Raw genomic sequence first — 21375 nt, 5'->3', positions numbered from 1 at the left:
GTCATCACACTGGCATGCTCCATGCGAAAAATTCCGCTGTCCAGGTCACCACCGTATCCGCATGTCACGCAAAATCGTCACGCGTCGCTCCCCCATCCACGGCAATGGCGTCTTCGCCGCCCGCAAGCTCGACGCCGGAGTGGAACTGATCGAGTACCAGGGCCGCCTGCTGACGCATGCCCAGGCCGACCGCATCTTCGAAGGCGGCGTCGATACCGGCCACACCTTCCTGTTCACGCTCAACGAGCGCTACATCATCGACGCCAGCGTCGAGGGCAACGACGCACGCTGGCTCAACCACAGCTGCGATCCGAACTGCCAGGCCGTGTGGGAACAGAGCGCCGACGGCAACCCGAGGAGGGATCGCATCCTGATCGAAACGCTGCGCCCGGTTGCACCGGGCGAAGAGCTGACCTACGACTACGGCATCCGCCTGCCGGTGCGCCAGACCGCGAAGATGAAGGCCCTGTGGGCCTGCCGCTGCGGCTCCGGGGAATGCAGCGGCACCATGCTCAAGCCCAAGCGCTGAAGCCGTAAACCCCGCAGTCCCTCCGTGGGAGCGGGCTTGCCCGCGATCTTTGCAACCCTCGCAAAAGATCGCGGGCAAGCCCGCTCCCACGTGCTTTGGCTCCTGCGAAATGCATCCGGGCGTGGCCGGCGCACTGCATCCCGCGCTGCCCCGGTCTTCCTGTTTCCCATCGCCCAAAAGAAAACCGCGGCACGAGGCCGCGGTTTTCTTTGAAAGCTTGCTGCCTGACGCTTAGTCCAGCGAGCGCACCAGGTCGTAGCCCTGGATCGTCGCGTCGAAGGAGTACGACACGCGGCCGAAGATGCTCATCGCGCCGCTGCTGCTGCCGGCGGGGATGTAGTCCGTGACCGGGTTCGACGGGATCGGGCGGTCCATGCCCGGCCAGTTGTGGCCGCTGTCCTTGACGTTGACGAAGGCAATGCCGTCGTCCGAGGTGCAGGTGGTGCTGACTTCGATGTCGACCTGCTCGTTCAGCGTCACGGTCCTGACGTTGCTGCAGCCGTTGATCACCTTGAAGCGGTCGAAGTTGGCGTGGGCGTCGGCATAGGCCGGGTCGCGGCCACCCTGGATCATCGTCACCGGCACCGAGGTCGCAGCCTTGGCCGCAGAGGCGGTGGCCGACAGGCAGGCCGTGGACGACTCGCCGCTGATCTCGCCGGCAGACACCATCAGCAGGCCGTCGAGCTGGTTGCCCAGGGCGCAGAAGAAGCGCGCCGCACCGGCAGCGCCGGAGGACACGCCGGCCAGCACGACCGGCACGTTGTTGCCGATGCCGTTGCGCGCCTTGACGTCGGCGATCACCGCGGCGATCGCGGCCGGGGCGCCGTCATAGTCCCAGTCCTTCAGCGCGCCGCCGAAGACCAGGTCGATGATGTTGTGCGCGGAGTCCGGCACCACGACGGTGAGGTCGCGGGCCTTGGCCAGCTCGGCCAGGCGCATGTTGTTGGCCATGGTCGCGCCGTTGCCGCCGCGCCAGTGCAGGCCCACGTAAATGCCCTTCTTGCCGCCGGTGGCCGGCTTGAGGACGGTGTAGTTGGTGTCGGCCGCGGTGAAGCTCTCGGTGGTCACGCCGCCGTCGGTGCCGCCCTTGGTGCAGGGCGAAGGCTCGCTGGCGTTGACCGGCGGGCGGGCGCCGAGCGCGTCGCACTGGGTGTTGTAGGCCGGCTGGCAGGCATCCGGATTGGCCGCGGCCGCATCGGCATTGAACTGCTCGGAGCAGGTCTTGGCGTTACCGCCGCCACCACCGCCGCCGCTGCCGTCATCGCTGCCACCGCCGCCACCGCCGCCGCAAGCGGCCAGCAGAAGGACCAGGGAACCGGCCAGGACCGTCCCGGCTCCACGGATTCGCTCGAACATGTGTGAATCTCCCTACAAGAATGCTGGCAATGTGCCGATAGGCGGCCCTGGTTCTCCCAGGATGCGTCGCAGTCTAGCGAACTGCGGCCATCGCCACCATTGGTAAATTCCCTGAGGACGACGTAAGTCCACCGCCGACAGTATAAAACCTCTACACCCACCGGGCCTCACCCCGAAGGGCCCGGAAGCTTCGTAAAACGGGCCTTCCCAAAAGAATCAGCCGCGGCCAGGGCCGCGGCTGAGGAGGCGTACGAGCCTTCGAGGCAAATGGATTCAGAGCGGCTTGATCGCCGCCGCCTGCAGGCCCTTGGGGCCGCGGCGCACCTCGAACTGGACGCGCTGTCCTTCCTTCAGGGTCTTGAAGCCGCTGCCCTGGATTTCACGGAAGTGCGCAAACAAATCTTCACCGCCGCCTTCCGGAGTGATGAAGCCAAAGCCCTTGGCCTCATTGAACCATTTGACGGTGCCATTGGAGACATTCGACATGTAGCGTTTCCTTCTGAACGATCAATGATGAAAGCGGGGGTTTTCACCCGCCATCAGCATGTGACCGGAGGACTGCCCGGGATCGTTGCGAAAAACCAATGCCGGAAGACCGCTTGCGTACAGGCTCATGGCGACTGAATTTTGACTCTACAACAGTCGAAAGCCGCTTGTCGAACGCCCAAAAAGTGCAATAAATCCCAAGGAGTCAGCGAGTTGGGACTTTCGTCACAGACCCAGGGGCCGCAGGTAGTGGTCCACCAGCAGCAGGGTGAAAATAGCCATCAGGTAGACGATGGAATAGCCGAAGGTCTTCATCGGCAGGCCCGGCACCGGCGCGTACTTGAGCTTGAAGGCGTAGTACAGGAACAGGCCGTCCAGGACCAGGGTGCCGGCCAGATACAGCCAGCCGGACATGTTCACCGCGAAGGGCAGTACCGTCACCGCGGTCAGCAGTATCGTGTACAGCAGCACCTGGGTGCGGGTGAACTCCAGGCCGTGGGTCACCGGCAGCATCGGGATGTCGGCGGCGGCGTATTCCTTGTGCCGCTCGATCGCCAGGGCCCAGAAGTGCGGCGGCGTCCAGATGAAGATGATCAGGAACAGGATCAGGGCGTGCGGGTGCACCTCCCCGGTCACTGCCACCCAGCCCAGCACCGGCGGCGCGGCACCGGCGGCACCGCCGATCACGATGTTCTGCGGCGTGGCGCGCTTCAGGTACAGGGTGTAGACGCCGGCGTAGCCGATCAGGGTGAACTGGGTCAGCACCGCGGTCAGCGGGTTGACCAGGAACCACAGCATCACGAAGCCGCCGATGCCCAGGACCGTGGCAAAGGCGATCGACTCGGTCATGGTCAGCGTGCCGGTGACCAGCGGCCTGCCGCAGGTACGGGCCATGCGCGCGTCGATGTTGCGGTCGATGATCTGGTTGACCGCCGCCGCCGAGGCCGCCTGCAGGGCGATGCCGATCGTGCCCCAGACGAAACCGCCCCAGGGCGGCAGGCCCGGCACCGCCAGGAACATGCCGACGATCGCGGTGAACACGATCAGCATGACCACGCGCGGCTTGGTCAGCTCGTAGTACTCGTTGAGCCGCGCTCGCGCACTCAGGGGGGAATCCAGCGTCGTGGACATGGCTTGCCTACCGGCTGGCTTTCCAGGCGAAGAAGTTGAGGCTGACCAGGGTCAGCAGGAGTACCGCCGCGCCGGCATTGTGCGCCGTGGCCAGGCCCAGCGGCAGCTGCAGCTTGACGATGGACAGGCCGATCGACACCTGCAGCGCCAGCGCCCCGATCACCGCCACGCCGTAGCCGCGCCACAGCCGGAACCCTCCGCGGCGCCACAGGAACAGGCCCAGCAGCAGCAGCGCCGCGGTCACCACCACCGCGCCGGCGCGATGGAAGAAGTGGATCGTCACCCGGGCGCGGGCGTCGAGGATGCCATGTTCGTAGTCGATGCCCAGGCCGTGCCAGAGCGTGAAGGCCGTGGGCACATCCAGCTCCGGCAGCCACTTGCCGTGGCAGGTCGGCAGGTCCGGGCAGGCCAGCGCCGCGTAGTTGGTGCTGGTCCAGCCGCCCAGGAAGATCTGCAGGATCACCAGCAGCAGGGCAACCAGGGCATAGCGGCGCAGCCCGGCCGGCGGCAGGGGCAACGGCGCCGGCCCCTCCACGGCCGCAGCACGCTGCAGCTCGATCGCCAGCTGGCGCTCGGAGCGGTGCGCGGCGAGCTTGCCGGTCGCAGCCTCTTCGCGGCGGCCCGTGGCCAGCCACATCCAGGCCAGCAGCGCCAGCGTGCTCATGCCGCCGATCAGGTGCGCGGTCACGATCAGGGGCTTGAGCAGCTTGGTCACCGTCCACATGCCCAGCAGCCCCTGGAAGACCACCAGGCCTGCCAGCACCAGGGGCAGCACCTGAGGCGCCCCCCGGTGGCGCAGCTTCCCGCTCATCACCGCCAGCGCCACGATCAGCAGGCCCAGGGTCGAGGCGAAGTAGCGGTGGATCATCTCCTTCCAGGCCTTGTGGGCCTCCACCGGACGCTGCGGAAAGTTCTGCTCCGCCCGGGCCACGTCATGCGCCTCCTGCGGCACGCCGAGATGGCCGTAGCAGCCCGGCCAGTCCGGACAGCCCAGGCCGGCATCGGACAGGCGCACGAAAGCGCCCAGCACGACGACGCCGAAGCACAGGCAGAGGGCGAGGAAGTTGATGCGGCGGAACCAGGACATGGGGTGGGGTAGTAGCTCGGCAGAATGGTGCCGATAAGGCGGGTTCGGGGGGCGGATTTTACAGTACGCGACTGGTGGACGAAGACTGGGCATTTCGCCCTAGCTTCTTGCTCCCTCTCCCGCTGGCGGGAGAGGGCTGGGGTGAGGGTGGAGCCTTCAAAGTGCTGCAATGTGCGTTACCGCCACTGCACCACCCTCACCCTAACCCTCTCCCGCCAGCGGGAGAGGGAACGAACTGCAGTGCTTTAGCCGATCTGGCTCAGCCGCAACAGCTTCTTGATGTCCTTCAGGATCCCCGGCGACTCCGCCGCCGCCGGATACACCATCAGCCAGTTGCCGTGCGGATCGACCAGGTACAGCGCCTGCGGCTCCTTCGCACCGAGGAAGCCGGCGAGGTCCACGCCCTGGCCGCTGGGGGCCAGGAACACCAGGTCGGGGTGCTCCTTCTTCAGTTCCGCCTCGGCGGCCTGCAGCTGCGCCAGGCCCGGCGCCAGATAGACCCGCTGCACGCGCTGGCGCTTCTCGTTGAGCAGGGTGCGGATCTGCCGGATCTGGTAGAGCTTCTGCAGGCACAGCGTCGTGCACTCCGGCCCGCCGACGTAGATGAAGCTCCACTTGCCGCGCAGCGCCGAGAGGTCGCGCGGCTTGCCCTCGTGGTCCAGCAGCTGCAGCTCCGGCAGCGGCCGTGCCGGGTTCACCAGCTCGCCGTAGTTGGTCTTGTGCGTCGGCTGCCACTGCGGGAACACGAAGTACAGCAGGACGGCCAGCAGCAGCGGCGCGAAGAACAGCGTCGCCAGCAGCAGGAACTGGGGACGGCCGCGGCCCGGGGGATGCTCGGTGGTATTCATGGTCGACGCTTGAGGTTGAGCTTGATGAAGAGGACCAGCAGTGTCGCCGTGAAGGCGAACCACTGCAGGGCGTAGCCGTAGTGCTTTTGCGGCGGCGCTTCGGCACTGATGTTCCATTCGCGTTCGTAGCCGCCCGCCGCCGCGGGGCTCAGCAGCAGCAAACCCGGCGCCACCGCCTCGCCCGGGTAGAGACAGGCCAGGTCCGCCGCCGTGGGGTACTGCACCACCCGCGGGAACGGCTGCAACGCGCAATTGTCCGCCGCCAGGCGCAGGCCGGGTTGCGGCAGCGGCCGCCAGAAGCCCTCGATCGCCACCGCGCCCTGGGGCGCCTCCAGCAGCGGCAGGCGGCTGCGGTCCGGGTCGGCCGGCAGCCAGCCGCGATCGACCATCACCAGCACTCCGCTGCCCAGACGCAGCGGCGTCCAGGCGTGGTAGCCGGGGCGGCGCTTGAGGCCCTGGTTGTCGAGCAGCAGCTGCCGCCCACCGACGTACTCGCCCTGCAGGCTGCGCTTGAGCATGGCCTCGGCGCGCGGCAGCTCGGCGGGGTCGAGCGCGGACGCCGGCGCAGCGGCGGCCTCCAGGTAAGCCTGCGCCAGCGACTCCTTGGCCTGGCCGCGGTCGTACTGCCACAGCCCCAGCCGGATCATCAGCGCGCACAGCGCCAGCGTCGCGAGCCAGGCCCACCAGGGAGGACGGAAGCGGTACTTCATGGCGCGGGTGGGCGGTGGGCGACGGCGGGACGGGATCGGTAAGATGACCGGCAAAAGCGCCCTGGCGTTCCCGCCGCGCCTGCCCCACCCCTTCCGGATTCACTGCCCATGATCGTCAAAACCGTCGTCATCCTGCTGTTGCTGGCCATCGTCGGATCGCTGATCGCCGGCGGCACCTTCCTGGTGAAGGACCCCAGCAATGGCCGCCGCATGCTCAACAGCCTCAAGCTGCGCGTGGCCCTGTCGGTGACGCTGATCCTGTTCCTGGTGCTGAGCTATGCCATGGGCTGGATCAAGCCGCACGGCGCCTTCAGCGTCCCGGCGCCCACGGCCACCGAAGAGCCTTCGCGGTAACCCTGGAAAAAGCAATTTAGCCACGGATGACGCGGATAAACGCGGATATACAAAATATTCTTGCTTGCCCGGATTCACCCGTCGGGTGGATCGTCAGCCGCCGTACCAGCGATTGATCTTGATCCGCGTCGATCCGCGTCATCCGCGGCAAGTATTTCGGTGTAAAGCCTCCCATGCAAAAAAAGGCGGCCTCTCGGCCGCCCTTTCCTTTTAGCCGGCCCGGATCAGAGCCAGTACACCACGATGAACAGGCCGATCCAGACCACGTCCACGAAGTGCCAGTACCAGGCCACGCCTTCGAAGCCGAAGTGCGAATCCGGCTTGAAGTGGCCGTTCATCAGGCGCAGCGTGATGACCAGCAGCATGATCGTGCCCAGGGTCACGTGCATGCCGTGGAAGCCGGTGAGCATGAAGAAGGTCGAGCCGTAGATGCCGGAGGCCAGCTTCAGGTTCAGCTCGCCGTAGGCGTGCATGTACTCCTCGGCCTGCAGGTACAGGAAGGCGCAGCCCAGCAGCACCGTCGCCCACATCCACAGGATGGTGGTGGTGCGCTTGCTGGCCTTGAGCGCATGGTGCGCCATGGTCAGCGTCACGCCCGAGGTCAGCAGCAGCAGGGTGTTGACGAAGGGCACGTCGAACGCCGGGATGGTGTCGAAGTCGCCGTTGAGCTTGCCCGGACCATTGGACGGCCAGCCGTTCTCGAAGCCCGGCCACAGCTGCAGGTTGGTCTCGATCTTGCTGCCTTCACCGCTCAGCCAGGGCAGCGACAGGTGACGGGCGTAGTACAGCGCACCGAAGAACGCGCCGAAGAACATCACCTCGGAGAAGATGAACCAGGCCATGCTCCAGCGGTAGGTGCGATCGACCTGGGCGCCGTAGAAGCCGCCTTCGCTCTCGCGTGCCACGCCGCGCAGCCAGACGTAGATGATGGAGATCGCCAGCACCAGGCCGGCATAGATCGGCACCGGGCCGATGTGCTTGTCTTCCAGGTAGCCGGAAACGCCGCAGACGATTGCGACCAGGCCCACCGTGAGCGCGAACGGCCAGGCGCTGGGCGCGGGTACGAAGTAACGGTCGGGATTCGGAGTGGCTTGATCGGCCATGGCTATTCCTCTGTGTCTCAAATCTTCGGTTGTGCCGGTGCGCTCTTGTGAGCCACCTGCTCCACTTCAAAAAACGTATACGACAGCGTGACGGTGTCCACGTCCGCCGGCAATGCCGGGTCGAGCATGAACACCACCGGCATGTGCTTCTCCTCGCCTGCCGCGAAGGGCTGCTGGTTGAAGCAGAAGCAATCCGTCTTGCGCATGTGCTTGGCCGCTTCCATCGGCGCCACGTTGGGCACCGCCTGCGCGACCAGCGCCCGGTCCTCGGTGTTGCGGGCGTAGAACTTCACGGTCCGCAACTCGCCGGGGTGCACCTTGACGCTGGCTTCCTCGGCACGGAACTGCCAGGGCCGGCCGCCGTTGACGGTGGTGACGAACTGCACGGTCACCATGCGGCTCTCGTCCACCTGTATCGGCGCCGCCACCGCCGCCTGCATCTTCACCCGGCCGTTGAGGCCGATGGCGTCGCAGAGCGCGTTGTACAGCGGCACCAGCGCAAAGCCGAACCCGAACATCCCGACGACCACGAGCCCGAACTTCCAGGTGCTGCGTCGGGCGCCGGATTCCATCAGCGGTGGCTCTGCACGAAGACGAAGGCCGCCAGGATGCCCACCGCGATCAGGAGATGCACGATCCCCAGGATCTTGTTGCGGCGGGCCCTGGCCTGCTTGTCGACGGTCACGCTCATCAGCTCAGCTTGTGGTGATCCAGCGCATCGACTGCGTCGTGCACCGCGGTCAGCTCGTTGTCGGAAATGACCGGCGGCTCCTCGAAGGTGTGGTACGGAGCCGGCGACGGCACCGTCCACTCCAGGCCGTGCGCGCCGTCCCAGACGCGGTCCGGCAGGCCCTGCTTGCGGCCGAACCAGCCGTAGCAGCAGGCCAGCATGTTGATGATGAAGATGAACTGGACGATGAAGAAGCCGAAGGCGCCGACCGTGGACTGGACGTTCCAGTCGACGAACTGCACGGCGTAGTCCGGCACGCGGCGCTGCATGCCGGCCAGGCCTGCGAAGTGCTGCGGGAAGAACGTCAGGTTGATGAAGACCGCCGAGGTCCAGAAGTGGATCTTGCCCCAGGTCTCGTTGTACATGCGGCCGGTCCACTTCGGGATCCAGTAGTAGACGCCCGCGAGGATCGCGAACACCGCGCCCGGCACCAGCACGTAGTGGAAGTGCGCGACCACGAAGTAGGTGTCGTGATACTGGAAGTCCACCGGCGTGATCGCGAGCATCAGGCCCGAGAAGCCGCCGATGGTGAACAGGAACACGAAGGCCAGGGCGAACAGCATGGGGGTCTCGAAGGTCATCGAGCCCTTCCACATCGTGGCCACCCAGTTGAACACCTTCACGCCGGTCGGCACCGCGATCAGCATGGTGGCGAACATGAAGAACAGCTCGCCGGCCAGGGGCATGCCCACCGTGAACATGTGGTGCGCCCAGACGATGAACGACAGGAAGGCGATCGACGCCACCGCGTACACCATCGAGTCATAGCCGAACAGCTGCTTGCGCGCGAAGGTCGGGATGATCGTGCTGACGATGCCGAAGGCCGGCAGGATCAGGATGTACACCTCGGGGTGTCCGAAGAACCAGAAGATGTGCTGGAACATCACCGGGTCGCCACCGCCGGCGCCGGAGAAGAAGCTGGTCAGGAAGTACTTGTCCGTCAGCAGCATGGTCACGGCGCCGGCGAGCACCGGCATGACCGCGATCAGCAGGTAGGCGGTGATCAGCCAGGTCCAGACGAACAGCGGCATCTTCAGCAGGCTCATGCCCGGGGCGCGCATGTTCAGGATCGTCACCGCCACGTTGATCGCGCCGGTGATCGACGAGATACCCATGAGATGCACGGCGAAGATCAGGAACGGGAAGGCGTTGCCGGTCTGCAGCACCAGCGGCGGGTACATGGTCCAGCCGCCCGCGGGGGCGCCGCCTTCCATGAACAGCGTGCCGATCAGCATCGAGAAGGCGAACGGCAGGATCCAGAAGCCCCAGTTGTTGACGCGCGGCAGCGCCAGGTCGGAGCAGCCGATCATCATCGGCACCATCCAGTTGGCCAGGCCGACCCAGGCCGGCATGACGCCGCCGAAGATCATCACCAGGGCGTGCATCGTCGTCATCTGGTTGAAGAACTCAGGATCGACGAACTGCAGGCCGGGGTGGAACAGCTCGGCGCGGATCACCAGCGACATCAAGCCGCCGATGAAGAACATCGTGAAGGCCAGGAACAGGTACAGCGTGCCCAGGTCCTTGTGGTTGGTGGTCTTGATCCACCGCATGATTCCCTTCTCGGGACCATGGTGCTCGTGGTCGTGAGCGTGATCGTCGTGGGCGTGGTCGTGGTGAGCCATGTTCAACTCCAGAATTTCTTAGCGCGCGGCGGCGACGGCGGCCGGCTGAACCACGCCGCTGCTGTTGCCCCACGAGTTGCGCTGATAGGTCAGCACGGCGGCGATGTCGAGGTCGGACAGGTGCTTGAACGGCGGCATCATGCCCTTGCCGTTGAGCGTCTGCTTGATGTGTTCAATCGCGGCGCCCTTGACGATCTTGCTGCCGACCAGCGAAGGGAAGTTCGGCGGCAGGCCCTTGCCGGTGGCCTGGTGGCAGGCCGAGCAGTTGGCGGTGTAGACCGACTCGCCCTTCTTGATCAGCTCGTCCTTGGACAGGTCCTTGGCGGCGGCCGGAGCGGCGGGGGCAGCAGCCGCGGGAGCGGCTGCAACCTCGACCGGCGCGGCGGCAGGCGCGGCGTCGGTGGCGGTGACGGCCGGCGCGGCGGCGACGACCGTGGCCGGCAGGGCGGCGGCAGCCGGGGCCGCAGCGGCGTCACCGCCCTTCTGCTTGGCCAGCCATTCCTTGTACTCGGCTTCCGGCAGCGCCTTGACCACGATCGGCATGAAGCCGTGGTCGCGGCCGCAGAGCTCGGCGCAGACGCCGCGGTAGGTGCCCGGCGTGTTGATCTTGGCCCAGGTCTCGTTGATGTAACCCGGGATGGCGTCCTTCTTCACGGCGATCTCGGGCACCCACCAGGCGTGGATGACGTCGTTGGCGGTGACCAGGAAGCGGACCTTCTTGCCCACCGGCAGCACCAGCGGGTTGTCGACGTCGACCAGGTAGTTGGGCACGGTGTTCGGGTCGATGCCCGAGCCCAGCTGGCGCGCCTTGTTGGACTCGGCCGACAGGGTCGAGAAGAACTTGACGTCCTCGCCCAGGTATTCGTATTCCCACTTCCACTGGTAGCCCGTGACCTTCACGGTCATGTCCGAGTTGCGGGTGTCTTCCATCTTGATCAGGGTGCCGGCGGCCGGAATGGCCATGCCGATCAGGATGATGAAGGGCGCCGAGGTCCAGAGGATTTCCACGGTGGTGGACTCGTGGAAGTCGGCGGGCTTGTGGCCCTTGGAGCGGCGGTGATGAATGATCGAGTAGGTCATCACGCCGAAAACGACGGCGCCGATGGCCACGCAGATCCAGAAGATCAGCATGTGGAGGCCATGGACCTCCTTGCTCAGGTCGGTGACGCCGGTCGGCAGGTTGTAGCCGCCGCTGGTTTCCGTGTACGCCTGCACGGCAAAAGCCGCCAGAGCCAGTGAGGTACCTGCTGCGATACGCGCGAGCCGTCCCATCTTCATCGCCTTACTCTCCCGAACATAAGTCTTGGGTGGAGGGCTTGGGCCCCCTACCGACTGCACCCGCGGCGGCACCAGCAGCCACGGGCCTCAGCAATTCCTGGATGCGCCCGCGCAAACCCGCGCGTTCGTCATCGGTGAGGCAACGGCCGATCTCGACCCTCTGCCCCGCGTATACCCGCCACAACCGCAATGGATCGTTCCGGTGCCGGCCCCGCTCGAGCACCACACGCGTCCACCCCCTGGGCAACACCACCCGCCGCCCCACCCCGTTGCCGAGGACACCGAACTCCACCACCAGCTGCCCGCCTTCGAAGCCGAGCACCTCGCGGTAACGGTTACGCCTCAGGGAAACCCACAGGGCCGCCCCGAGCGCCGACAACTCCAGACCCGCAAACGGAAAAATGGGCCAGAACCCCTGGGCGGCGAACACCCCCGCGATGCCCAGACCCGGAACCGCCAGCGAAGCCATGAACCAGGCCGCGTGACGTGGCGTCAGCGAGGCCTTGGGTCCGATGACCAGTCTGGTATTTACGGGGGCAGTCATCCGACGGCGTCCAGCCGCGGAATTGTAGTGCAACGCAATCCAGCCGCGCAAAGGCTGCGAAGCATTTTTTGCCCGGTGCAGGCCTTGCAAACGCCGGATGGGTCGGCATTTTTTTTCCGCACCGGCGCTCCCGGGGGGCGCGACCGGAGGCGCAATGCCGGACGGCCGGTGAAGATATACTCATTTCCGGCAGCTGCCCGGCAAAAAGCCCGGCGGGGCCGCAAACCCCTGGGGGGCTCGACATGAATGGCAGGCAGACGCTGCTGGCGTCCGGGATGGTCGCGGCCGGCGCCGCACTGGTGGCGGCTCCCTGGGTGCTGGGACAGCGCATCGAAAAGAACTTTCGCGCGGAAATGGCCCAGGTCGGCCTGGCCACCGCCGGGGTGCCGGTCCGGGTCGTCCTGATCAGCTACGAGCGTGGCTTCTATTCCAGCACCGCCCGCACCCGGCTGGAGCTGATCCCCGGCCCGGGCGAGGAGGGAAAAGAGCCGGGCGCCCCGCTGGCCCTGGACTTCAACCACCGCATCGAGCACGGGCTCGGCCTGGCCGGCCTGCGCTACGCCCGCGTCACCAGCACCCTGGGCCCGGGGCCGGGACCGGACTCGGCGGTATCGCGCTTCTTCGGCGGCGCCAGTCCGCTGACCGTGACCACCCGCTTCGGCCTGGACGGCAGCGCCCGCGGCACCCTGAGTTCCCCCGCGGCGCAAAGCACCCTGGCCAATGACGAGATGCCGGTGGAAGTGGCCTGGAGCGGCCTCAGCGGCAGCTTCAGCTACGACCCCCGCGGCGGCAACGCCCGCTTCGACCTGAGCGCACCGGAATTTCGCGCCGGCAGCGACATGGGCAAGGCCACGCTGCGCGGGCTCGGCGTCAAGGCACAGATGCAGAAGAGTGCCGACAGCGGCCTCTGGCTGGGCGGCGGCAGCATGGACCTGGCCCATGCCGAGGCCAGCATGATGGGCAGCGGCTTCCAGTTCGAGGGGTTCAGCCTCGCCTCCGACTCGAGCGAGGCCGGCGGCCTGGTCAGCTCGTCGGTAGCCTGGCGCAGCAAGCGGCTCAGCATCGGTGCCGACGTGATCAGCGACTTCGCGCTCAAGCTCACCGTCTCCAGGCTCGACGCCGCTGCGCTGCGGGCCTACGACGAGGCGATGGAGCAGGCCAAGGCCGACACGCCGGAGGCGCAGCTGCAGGTGGTGCAGCAGATCATGACGACGCAGCTGCCTGCCCTGCTGGCGAAGAAGCCGCAGCTGAGCATCGACGAGGGCCGCTTCAGCTACAACGGCTCGGCCCTGGAGCTGAGCGGCAAGCTGGCCTACGTCGGCAGCGGCACTGGCGCGTTCTCGCCGATGACCGACCTGGCTGGAGAGGCCACTGTCGTGCTGCCGCGCAGCCTGATGACCGGCGTGATGCGCAGGCAGGTCGAGAAGCAGGCACAGCTGCAGGCCCTGGCATCGGGCGACGAGTCGGTCGATGCCAGCGCGATGGCCGAGGAAGGCAGCCGCATCCTGGTCGACAACCTGCAGCAGGGCGGCCTGCTGGTGGCGGAAGCCGATGGCCGCTACCGCACGGGCATCAAGCTGCAGGCCGGCGCGGTCACGGTCAACGGCCAGCCCTTTGAAAGCGTCGCCGCTGCACTGGCGGGACCGCAGGAACCCCTGGAGGAAGAGGGCGCAGAGGCGGAAGGGGAATCCGAGGAGTAGCGCGACGGCTACTCTTCGTCGTCCGGCAGCGGTGGCGTCGGCGACAGCAGGCGCCGCAGCGGCGCCAGGTCCAGCGCCCGCGCCGCGGTCGCCAGGTCGGCATGCGGCGGGATCACGCCCAGCAGCGGCGCGGCGAAGCGCCGCCGCAGCGTCTCGATGTTGCCTTGCAGCAGCGGCATCTGCGGCGGCAGCACGTTGGCGATCCAGCCGGCCAGCTTGGCGCGCCGCGTGATCGACTCGGCGCTGAGCAGCGCATGGTTGAGGCAGCCCAGGCGCATGCCCACTACCAGGATCACCGGCCACTCGCGTTCCGCCACCCAGCTGCCGAGCGTCCAGACCTCGTCCAGCGGCACCTGCCAGCCCCCCGCGCCTTCGGCGACGATCACCTCGTGGCGCGAGGCCAGCTCGCGATGGGCGATGTCGAGATCGGCAATGCGGATGCCGCGGCCCTCGGCCGCCGCCGCCAGGTGCGGTGCCGCCGGTTCACGCAGCAGGCAGGGGTTGAGCCATTCATAGGGCTCGTCGGTGCCGGCCGCCGCCTGCAGCGCCAGCACGTCCTCGTTCTGCAGGCCCTGCGGCGTGTCGATGCCGCCGGCCGCCACCGGCTTGAAGCCGCAGGCGCGGCGGCCGTCGGCGCGCAAGGCATGCAGCAACGCGCTGGCCGCCAGGGTCTTGCCGGCGCCGGTGTCGGTGGCGGTGACGAACAGGGTCTTTGCGGCTGTCATGCCGGCCGCCTCAGCACCAGGGTGAGAATCTCCCAGCTGGCGACGATGCCGTCGCCGCTGCGCCAGGGCGCGTAAGCGCGCTCCAGCGCCGCCAATGCCGAGCGCCCGAGCAGGCCACGGCGACGATCGGCGCTGGTATTGACCACGCCGGTTTCGCGCAAGCTGCGCATCAGCGCGAACACGTCCGCATGGCGCTGCCGCAGCGTCGCCGCCTCCAGGCTGTGCAGCTGCAATCCCGCGTTCTCGGCCCAGGCCAGCCAGGACGAGGCAGCGGCGAAGCGGTGCACATGCTCGGCATCGTCCACCTGGCACCAGGCCGCGCGCAGCTCGCGCAGCGTCGCCGGGCCCGGCACGCTGAAGCACAGCCAGCCCTGCGGCCGCAGCACGCGCAGCGCCTCGGCCAGCGCCCGCTGCGGCTGCGGGCACCATTGCAGCATCAGGTTCGACAGGATCGCGTCGCAGCTCTGCGCGGCCAGCGGCAGGCGCTGCGCATCGGCCACCAGCGCGTCCAGGCCGGCGGCAAGGGCAATGCGCGCCATGCCGGGCGCGCGGTCCAGCGCCAGCACTTCCGCCTGCGGATAGAGCGCGTGCAGCTTCTGCGCACCGGCGCCGGTGCCGCAGCCCAGGTCCAGCAGGCGCCGCGGTTCGGTGACGCGTGCCGCCAGCTGAGCCAGCAAGGTCTCGCGCGTCTGCTGCTGCAGCGTCGCGGCGCGTTCGTAGCTGGAGGCAGCGGCGCTGAAGTTGCGCGCCGCGCGGGCGGAGTCGATCTGGGAGGCAAGCATGTCTACTTCAGGCCCGCCGCCAGGCCTTCCAGCAGCCCATCGATCTGCTCCGCCGTATGCGCAGCAGAGAACGTGATGCGCAGGCGCGAGGTGCCATGCGGCACCGTCGGCGGGCGGATCGCCGCCACCCAGTAGCCGCGGTCGAACAGGCGCTGCGACAGGTCCAGCGCGCGCTGTTCCTGGCCCATCAGCAAGGGCTGGATCGGCGTTTCCGATTCCGACAGCGGAATGCCGAGCTGGCGTGCGCCGGCGCGGAAGCGCCGCACGTTGTCCTGCAGGCGCTGCCGGTGCTCCGGCTCGTCGCGCACGATGCGCAGCGCGCGGCGCGCGGCGGCGGCGATCGCCGGCGGCGGCGCGGTGGAGAACACCCAGGTGCGCGCGCGCTGCACCAGGTACTCGATCAGCATTTCCGAGCCGGCGACGAAGGCACCGCTGCAACCCAGCGACTTGCCCAGCGTGGCGACGTAGACCGGCACTTCGTCCACCGACAGGCCGGCGGCATTGACCGCGCCTTCGCCATGCTCGCCGAGCACGCCGAAGCCATGCGCGTCGTCCACCATCAGCGTCGCGTTGCGCGTGGCGCAGAGCTGCGCCAGTTGCGGCAGCGGCGCGAGGTCGCCGTCCATGCTGAACACCGAGTCCGTCACCGCCAGGCGCTGCTCGCCGTCGGCGGCGACCAGGGCCACCGCCCAGGAGTTGAGATCGACGTGATTGGCGCGCAGGTACTGCGCGCCACTGAGGCGACCGCCGTCGATCAGCGAGGCATGGTTGAGTTCGTCGGCGATCACCGAGTCGCCGCGCCCGGCCAGCGCGCGGATCACGCCGAGGTTGGCGGCCCAGCCGGAAGAGAACAGCAGCGCGCGCGGCCGGCCGAGGAAATCCGCCAGTTCCTCCTCCAGCGCCTGGTGCTCGCGGTTGTAGCCGGAGATCAGCGCCGCCGCGCCGCTGCCGGTGCCGCCGGCATCCAGCGCCGCCTTGGCGGCAGCGGCCACGCGCGGATCGGCCGCCAGGCCCAGGTAGTCGTTGCTGCAGAAGTTCAGGCACTCTCGGCCGTTGACCGTGATCGTCACGCCATGGGCGCCCTCGATCACGCGGCGCGTGCGGTACAGCGCACGCTGGCGCAGCGCTTCCAGCTCGACGCGCAGGCGCGCGTCCAGCGGATGTTCTGCCACAACCGCGGGGACAGGTTTTGCTTTCAAGGCCTTCCTACCGATTTCTGGAAGCGCGCCTGCAGCTGCGGCTGCGCCGCATAGGCGTCGAGCGAGCTGCCCATGGCCTTGTCCAGTGCCTCCAGCCGCGCCTCCGGCGCCGGGTGCGTGGCGAACATCAGCGCCAGCGTCGAATCCTGCGCGCCCAGGGCCTGCAGCGTCTGCAGCACGCCGGGCAGGCCATAGGGGTCGTAGCCGGCGCGCGCGGCGATCACCACGCCCATGCGGTCGGCCTCGTACTCGTCACCCTTGTCCAGGCCGCGGCTCATCACTTCCTTGAGGCCGCCGAGCAGGCGCTCGTTGACCTGCTCGTTGCCCTTGTCCTTGATCGCGAACTGCTTGAGCAGCTTGCCGCCCAGGCTCATGCCCTGCGCCTTGCGCACCGCGGCGAGGTGATGCTTGCGCACCACGTGCGCGATCTCGTGCGACAGCACGCCGGCCAGCTCGGCCTCGCTGCGCATGCGCGCCAGCAGGCCGCGCGTGACGAAGACATAGCCGCCGGGCGTGGCAAAGGCATTGACGTTGGGCGAGTCCAGCACGCCGAAGCGCCAGGCCAGCTCCGGCCGCTCGCTGTGCAGCGCCAGCCACAGGCCGACCTCGTTGACGTAGCGCTGCGCCTTGTCGTTGTTCCACAGCGGCGCGGCGCCGAGCAGGGTCTCGGCCCACTGCCGGCCGATGTCGCGTTCCTCGTCGACGCTCTTCTCGGTGACCACGCCGGCCGCGTCCTGGCCGTAGGTATTGACCGCTTCCTGCGCCTTGTTCAGCAGGCTGCCGAAATCGGCGGCGTAGGCCGGCAGCGCCAGCAGCGAGGCGGCGACGAATGCGAGTGTCTTCATGGTCGTGCTCCTCACTGCAGGTAGGGGACGTTCTGTTCGGACAGCGGACCGGCCTTGGCGAAGCTGCGCGCCTTGTCCTGTACCGCCGCGTAGCCTTCCAGCTTCGCCGCCTCCGCCGGGTTGGGCGAGGCGTTGGCGATCTGTTCCTTGTCGAGCCCGCGCACGCCGGTGGCCACGGCAGTGCCGCTGCTGCCGCTGAGCGCGACGTTGGCCGCCTTGGCCAGGCCCGATTCGCCGGCACGTGCCTGCCCTGCCGCGAGGCGCACCGACAGCAGGCGCACCCAGCCGGTCTGGCCGCCGCTGCTGACCTTCATCCAGGCCCCCTGGCGCGCCAGCACTTCCAGCGGCGCGGCCGCCGGCAACTGCACCACCGTGGCGGCATCGACGAAGGGTTCCTGCTTCAGGTCGCTGGCCTTGGCCAGCACGCCGCTTTCCGCGGCCCATGCTCCGCCGGCGCAAGCCACCAGCAGCACCGCAATCCATCGCTTCATGAGGTTTCTCCCTGTTCAGGTTCCGATTCAGGCTCGTAGAGCTGCACTTCCTGCGCCCTGCCCTTTACCTTAAATGAACCGCGTGACACGAACCGGAACTGCTTCGCGCACAGCGCCATGGTCTCGCTGGACACCAGGATGCGCGCCACGCCCTTGGTCAGGCCTTCGACGCGGCTGGCCAGGTTCACGGTGTCGCCGATGGCGGTGTATTCCAGCTTCTGCTCGGCGCCGATGAAGCCCACCACCGCCGCGCCGGAATGGATGCCGATGCCGACGTCGAAGTCCACCGCCGCCGCGCCCAGCTCCTGGCGGAACTCCAGCAGCGCCTTCTGCATGTCCAGGGCGCAGGCCACCGCATTCTGCGCATGACGCTCATCGGGAATCGGCGCACCCCAGAAGGCCATGATGCAGTCGCCGATGAACTTGTCGAGCGTGCCGCCGTGGCGGAACACGATCGCTACCTGCTTGCTGAAGTAGCGGTTGAGCAGTTCCACGATCTCCTGCGGCGGCCGCGTCTCCGACAGCGAGGTGAAGCCGCGGATATCGGAGAACAGCACGCTGAGCTGGTGATGCTTGCCCGACAGCGACTCCACCGTCTCGCCGCGCTCCATCAGCTTGTTGACCACCACCGGGTTCAGGAAGCGCCCGAACATCTGCACCGCCTGGCGCCGTGCGCGGCGCTCGCGCAGGTATTCCAGCAAGGCCCCGGTGAAGTAGAAGGCCCAGGCGAAGACCAGCGGCAGCAGCACCGGCAGCAGCCACAGCCGCGGCACCGCCGCCCAGGCCAGCCATATCAGCCCCGCCGAGACCAGCGACAGGCCGAGGCCGACACCCAGCGCATGCCCGCGCAGGCGGAACGCCAGCCACAGCAGGGCGATCAGCAGCCAGCTCAGCGCCACCGTCGCCGCCAGCGGCGCCCGCTGCATCTGGCGCTGATTCTTCAGGTTGTCCAGCGCCGTGGCCAGGATCTCCACGCCCGGATAGAGACTGCCCATCGGCGTCACGCGCAGGTCACGCAGGCCCGAGGCAGCGGTGCCGATCACCACGACGCGCCCGCGGAATTCGCCGGCCGGCCGCCTGCGCTCGCGGCGCAGGAAATCCTCGTGCAGGTCGGCATAGGACACGTGCTCGAAGCTGGCGCCGGGGCGCCCACGCCAGTGCAGCTGCAGCTCCTCCCCCGGCGGCAGCGGCCAGCCCAGGTCGCGCGCCACGCGCGCCGGCAGCGAGGGCAGCTCCCAGCCCTGGAGATTCATGCGCAGCGGGTAGCGGCGGCCGACACCATCGTCGTCCTCCAGGAAGTTCACCACGCCGGTGCGCCACAGCGCCGGCGGCAGCACCGTGGGCAGCAGCAGCATCGCCCGCGCGTCCTCGCGCGCGCCGGTCTGCTTCAGCGCACCCAGCGCCGGGGCGAACTCGCGCAGCGGCACGCCGCGCGCATCGTCGGCGGCGTCGAGCCGCAGCATCGGAAAATAGACGTTGGCCACGCCCTGCAGCGAATCGACAAAGGCCTGGTCGCTCTCGGGACGGAAGCGGTCGGCCTCGGCGAACAGCAGGTCGAACACGATCGCCGCCGGTTGCTGCGCCTCCAGCCCCGCCAGCAGGTCGGCATGCACCGCGCGCGGCCAGGGCCAGCTGCCGGCCTCTTCCTGCATGCGCGCCAGGCTGGATTCGTCGATATCGACGATGACGATGTCCGCGTCAGGCTTGAGCAGCCCTGCCTGCGCACGCACGAAGGCGTCGGACAATCGGTGTTCCAGGCCGGAGCCCAGGTGCAGCAGCCCCAGTTCCAGCAGCGCCAGCGCCGCCAGCAGCAGGGCCGCGGCGTTCAGCGAGCGATTCGCCATCGTCGCGGCCCGGGATTGCGAAAACTTACTCGGCGCAGGCCGTCGCGCTGCCGCAGCCCTCGGCCATCATCGCCGGCGGCGCTTCGTGCGAGTGCTCGTGTCCGCAACAGCCCTGCTCGTGGTCATCGGCATGCGGCTGGCCCTGTTCGGCAACCGGCTCGAAGCTGCCACCCTCGGGCGAGATGCCCAGGCGCGCGAACAGCGCGCGGTCCCTGGCGTTCTGCGGGTTGCTGGTGGTCAGCAGCTTCTCGCCGTAGAAGATCGAGTTGGCGCCGGCCATGAAGCACATCGCCTGCAGTTCCTCGGTCATCGCCGTGCGGCCGGCGGAGAGGCGCACGTAGGCCTTCGGCATCAGGATGCGCGCCACGGCGATCGTGCGCACGAACTCCAGCGGGTGCAGGGCTTCGGCGCCCTTCAGCGGCGTGCCTTCCACCTGCACCAGGTTGTTGATCGGCACCGACTCCGGATGCGGCGTCATCACCGCGAGCTGGCGCAGCAGCTCGGCGCGGTCCTGCTTCTCCTCGCCCATGCCGACGATGCCGCCGCAGCAGACCTTCACGCCGGCGCTGCGCACATGCTGCAGCGTGTCCAGGCGGTCCTGGTAGGTGCGGGTGGTGATGATCTTGCCGTAGAACTCCGGCGAGGTATCGAGGTTGTGGTTGTAGTAGTCCAGGCCGGCATCGGCCAGCTTCTGCGCCTGGTGCTCCTTGAGCATGCCCAGGGTCAGGCAGGTCTCCAGGCCCATCGCCTTCACGCCCTTGACCATGTCCTCGACCTTGGCCAGGTCGCGGTCCTTCGGCGAACGCCAGGCCGCGCCCATGCAGAAGCGCGCCGCACCGTTGGCCTTGGCCTCGCGCGCCGCTTCCAGCACCGCGTCCACGTCCATCAACGGCTCTGTCTTCAGGCCGGTATTGAAGCGCACCGACTGCGGACAGTAGCCGCAGTCCTCCGGACAGGCGCCGGTCTTGATCGACAGCAGCGTCGACAGCTGCACCTTGTTGGCGTCGAAGTTCTGCCGGTGCAGACTCTGGGCGCGGAACATCAGGTCGCTGAAAGGCAACTCGAACAGGGCCTGGACCTCTTCGCGGGTCCAGTCGTGGCGCAGATCGGTACTCATGAACGTTTTCCCTATGAATCGTGGGCAGCAGTTTCGGTTTGGAGGCAGATGTTGTCAACCAGGGACCATGCCACATGGTTGACGGTTGGCTCGATGCCCTGTTCCCGGCCGCCTGCGCCTGGTGCGACGCCCCCGGCAGCGATGCCTGCCCCGACTGCCAGGCCGGCCTGCCCTGGAACGACCCCGCCTGCCCCGGCTGCGCCCGCCCCCAGATCCATGGCGAACGCTGCGGCCATTGCGCCGCCAAGCCCCCGGCCTACGACTCGGCCTGGACCGCGTTTCGCCTGGAAGTGCCTGTCCAGCAAGGGATTCATCGCCTGAAGTACCAGGGCCGCTTCATCGAAGCCGCGCGCCTGGGCCGGCTGCTGGCGCCGCGCCTGCCCTCGCGGCCCGACCTGATCCTGCCCGTACCCCTGCACCGCTGGCGCCTGGCCCGGCGCGGCTACAACCAGGCCGGCGAACTGGCCCGCCAGCTGAGCCGCCTGACCGGCATCCCCAGCGACCCCCGCGCCGCCGTCCGCCACCGCCCCACCCCGGACCAGATCGGCCTGAGCGCGGTCGAACGCCGCCGCAACCTGCGCGGCGCCTTCCTTATTAGTAGGCCCCTGGCTGGCCTACATGTGGCCCTGCTGGACGACGTCATGACCACCGGGGCGACCCTGTCCGAACTGGCCCGGGCCTGCCGGGCGGCGGGGGCCGCCCGGATCGAAGCCTGGGCGGTGGCCAGGACGGCGTAAGGCTTTGAAAGGTAGGAGCGAGCTTGCTCGCGACAAGGTGGAGAAGGTCACCCATCCCGACCGGTCGCGAGCAAGCTCGCTCCTACCCCCCGACCCGCCACGGGCGAAAAACAGCGAAAACTTGCGCCAAGCCTCACAATCCGCCCGCCGCACC

The 21375-nt window shown here is 68.0% G+C and carries 22 protein-coding genes; 4 read left to right on the top strand and 18 right to left on the bottom strand.

All coding sequences use genetic code 11. The features are described 5' to 3' along the window. Positions 1 to 61: 61 nt before the first annotated feature. Positions 62 to 529, top strand: a complete 468-nt coding sequence (locus D0B54_RS02975) for an SET domain-containing protein (protein WP_117289025.1) — start codon at positions 62 to 64, stop codon at positions 527 to 529. Between the two features lie 231 nt (positions 530 to 760). Here the strand turns inward: D0B54_RS02975 and D0B54_RS02970 are convergent, their stop codons facing one another. The 6 genes from D0B54_RS02970 to D0B54_RS02945 all read right to left on the bottom strand — a co-directional run bounded on the left by D0B54_RS02970 (position 761) and on the right by D0B54_RS02945 (position 6147). Then, the gene (locus tag D0B54_RS02970; RefSeq protein ID WP_117289023.1) at positions 761 to 1885 is read right to left on the bottom strand and encodes a hypothetical protein; all 1125 of its coding nucleotides are present in this window, start codon (positions 1883 to 1885) and stop codon (positions 761 to 763) included. A gap of 273 nt (positions 1886 to 2158) precedes the next feature. Next, positions 2159 to 2371, bottom strand: a complete 213-nt coding sequence (locus D0B54_RS02965) for a cold-shock protein (RefSeq protein WP_117289021.1) — start codon at positions 2369 to 2371, stop codon at positions 2159 to 2161. Between the two features lie 225 nt (positions 2372 to 2596). Next, positions 2597 to 3502 (bottom strand): heme o synthase, encoded by a 906-nt coding sequence (gene cyoE, locus D0B54_RS02960; protein ID WP_117289019.1) that lies wholly within the window; start codon positions 3500 to 3502, stop codon positions 2597 to 2599. A gap of 7 nt (positions 3503 to 3509) precedes the next feature. Beyond that, positions 3510 to 4589, bottom strand: coding sequence for a COX15/CtaA family protein (locus D0B54_RS02955; RefSeq protein ID WP_117289017.1), 1080 nt, complete (start codon positions 4587 to 4589; stop codon positions 3510 to 3512). A 245-nt stretch (positions 4590 to 4834) separates the two neighbouring features. After that, positions 4835 to 5437 carry an SCO family protein gene (locus D0B54_RS02950; protein WP_162932156.1) on the bottom strand — a complete coding sequence of 201 codons (603 nt, stop codon included), beginning with the start codon at positions 5435 to 5437 and terminating at the stop codon, positions 4835 to 4837. After that, positions 5434 to 6147: an SURF1 family protein gene (locus tag D0B54_RS02945; RefSeq protein WP_117289013.1), complete on the bottom strand. Its 714-nt coding sequence runs from the start codon at positions 6145 to 6147 to the stop codon at positions 5434 to 5436. The genes D0B54_RS02950 and D0B54_RS02945 overlap by 4 nt, the downstream gene beginning before the upstream one ends. A gap of 108 nt (positions 6148 to 6255) precedes the next feature. Here D0B54_RS02945 and D0B54_RS02940 point away from each other — a divergent pair, with 108 nt between their 5' ends. Further along, on the top strand, positions 6256 to 6501 hold the full coding sequence (locus D0B54_RS02940) for a twin transmembrane helix small protein (protein WP_117289011.1): 246 nt from the start codon (positions 6256 to 6258) through the stop codon (positions 6499 to 6501). A gap of 224 nt (positions 6502 to 6725) precedes the next feature. On the opposite strand, the gene D0B54_RS02935 is transcribed toward D0B54_RS02940, so the two are convergent. From D0B54_RS02935 to D0B54_RS02915, 5 genes are all read right to left on the bottom strand, one after another. Beyond that, entirely contained in the window at positions 6726 to 7604 is an 879-nt protein-coding gene (locus tag D0B54_RS02935; RefSeq protein ID WP_117289009.1) for a cytochrome c oxidase subunit 3, read from the bottom strand. Between the two features lie 17 nt (positions 7605 to 7621). Continuing rightward, positions 7622 to 8176 carry a cytochrome c oxidase assembly protein gene (locus D0B54_RS02930; RefSeq protein WP_117289007.1) on the bottom strand — a complete coding sequence of 185 codons (555 nt, stop codon included), beginning with the start codon at positions 8174 to 8176 and terminating at the stop codon, positions 7622 to 7624. A gap of 118 nt (positions 8177 to 8294) precedes the next feature. Then, a complete protein-coding gene (locus tag D0B54_RS02925) occupies positions 8295 to 9959 on the bottom strand; it encodes a cytochrome c oxidase subunit I (RefSeq protein WP_117289005.1) in 1665 nt (554 codons plus the stop codon). 18 nt (positions 9960 to 9977) lie between these two features. After that, positions 9978 to 11237, bottom strand: a complete 1260-nt coding sequence (gene coxB, locus D0B54_RS02920; RefSeq protein ID WP_205527253.1) for a cytochrome c oxidase subunit II — start codon at positions 11235 to 11237, stop codon at positions 9978 to 9980. A gap of 4 nt (positions 11238 to 11241) precedes the next feature. Continuing rightward, on the bottom strand, positions 11242 to 11781 hold the full coding sequence (locus tag D0B54_RS02915) for a DUF2244 domain-containing protein (RefSeq protein WP_117289003.1): 540 nt from the start codon (positions 11779 to 11781) through the stop codon (positions 11242 to 11244). A gap of 242 nt (positions 11782 to 12023) precedes the next feature. On the opposite strand from D0B54_RS02915, the gene D0B54_RS02910 reads away from it, so the two are divergent. Then, positions 12024 to 13481 carry a YdgA family protein gene (locus D0B54_RS02910; RefSeq protein WP_117289001.1) on the top strand — a complete coding sequence of 486 codons (1458 nt, stop codon included), beginning with the start codon at positions 12024 to 12026 and terminating at the stop codon, positions 13479 to 13481. 8 nt (positions 13482 to 13489) lie between these two features. On the opposite strand, the gene bioD is transcribed toward D0B54_RS02910, so the two are convergent. Genes bioD through bioB form a run of 7 tightly spaced genes read right to left on the bottom strand, consistent with a single transcriptional unit; the run spans position 13490 to position 20484 of the window. Beyond that, on the bottom strand, positions 13490 to 14206 hold the full coding sequence (bioD, locus tag D0B54_RS02905; RefSeq protein ID WP_117288999.1) for a dethiobiotin synthase: 717 nt from the start codon (positions 14204 to 14206) through the stop codon (positions 13490 to 13492). Next, positions 14203 to 14988 carry a malonyl-ACP O-methyltransferase BioC gene (bioC, locus tag D0B54_RS02900; protein WP_117288997.1) on the bottom strand — a complete coding sequence of 262 codons (786 nt, stop codon included), beginning with the start codon at positions 14986 to 14988 and terminating at the stop codon, positions 14203 to 14205. The genes bioD and bioC overlap by 4 nt, the downstream gene beginning before the upstream one ends. Positions 14989 to 14990: 2 nt before the next feature. Then, entirely contained in the window at positions 14991 to 16187 is a 1197-nt protein-coding gene (bioF, locus tag D0B54_RS02895; protein WP_240433541.1) for an 8-amino-7-oxononanoate synthase, read from the bottom strand. Next, a complete protein-coding gene (locus tag D0B54_RS02890; RefSeq protein ID WP_117288995.1) occupies positions 16184 to 17032 on the bottom strand; it encodes a M48 family metalloprotease in 849 nt (282 codons plus the stop codon). Before D0B54_RS02890 ends, bioF begins: the two co-directional genes overlap by 4 nt. An 11-nt stretch (positions 17033 to 17043) precedes the next feature. Continuing rightward, complete coding sequence (locus D0B54_RS02885; protein ID WP_117288993.1) at positions 17044 to 17523, bottom strand: SH3 domain-containing protein; 480 nt, start codon at positions 17521 to 17523, stop codon at positions 17044 to 17046. Continuing rightward, positions 17520 to 19367 carry a CHASE2 domain-containing protein gene (locus D0B54_RS02880; RefSeq protein WP_117288991.1) on the bottom strand — a complete coding sequence of 616 codons (1848 nt, stop codon included), beginning with the start codon at positions 19365 to 19367 and terminating at the stop codon, positions 17520 to 17522. The genes D0B54_RS02885 and D0B54_RS02880 overlap by 4 nt, the downstream gene beginning before the upstream one ends. 25 nt (positions 19368 to 19392) lie before the next feature. Next, positions 19393 to 20484 carry a biotin synthase BioB gene (gene bioB / locus D0B54_RS02875; protein WP_117288989.1) on the bottom strand — a complete coding sequence of 364 codons (1092 nt, stop codon included), beginning with the start codon at positions 20482 to 20484 and terminating at the stop codon, positions 19393 to 19395. A gap of 74 nt (positions 20485 to 20558) precedes the next feature. Between bioB and D0B54_RS02870 the strand changes: the two genes are divergently transcribed. Further along, the gene (locus D0B54_RS02870) at positions 20559 to 21221 is read left to right on the top strand and encodes a ComF family protein (RefSeq protein WP_117288987.1); all 663 of its coding nucleotides are present in this window, start codon (positions 20559 to 20561) and stop codon (positions 21219 to 21221) included. Positions 21222 to 21375 lie beyond the last annotated feature (154 nt).

It is taken from the genome of Solimonas sp. K1W22B-7, from assembly GCF_003428335.1.
Taxonomy (GTDB): Bacteria; Pseudomonadota; Gammaproteobacteria; order Nevskiales; family Nevskiaceae; genus Solimonas_A.
The sequence above is the reverse complement of the archived record's forward strand: the minus strand, read 5'-3'. Positions and strand labels throughout refer to the sequence as shown.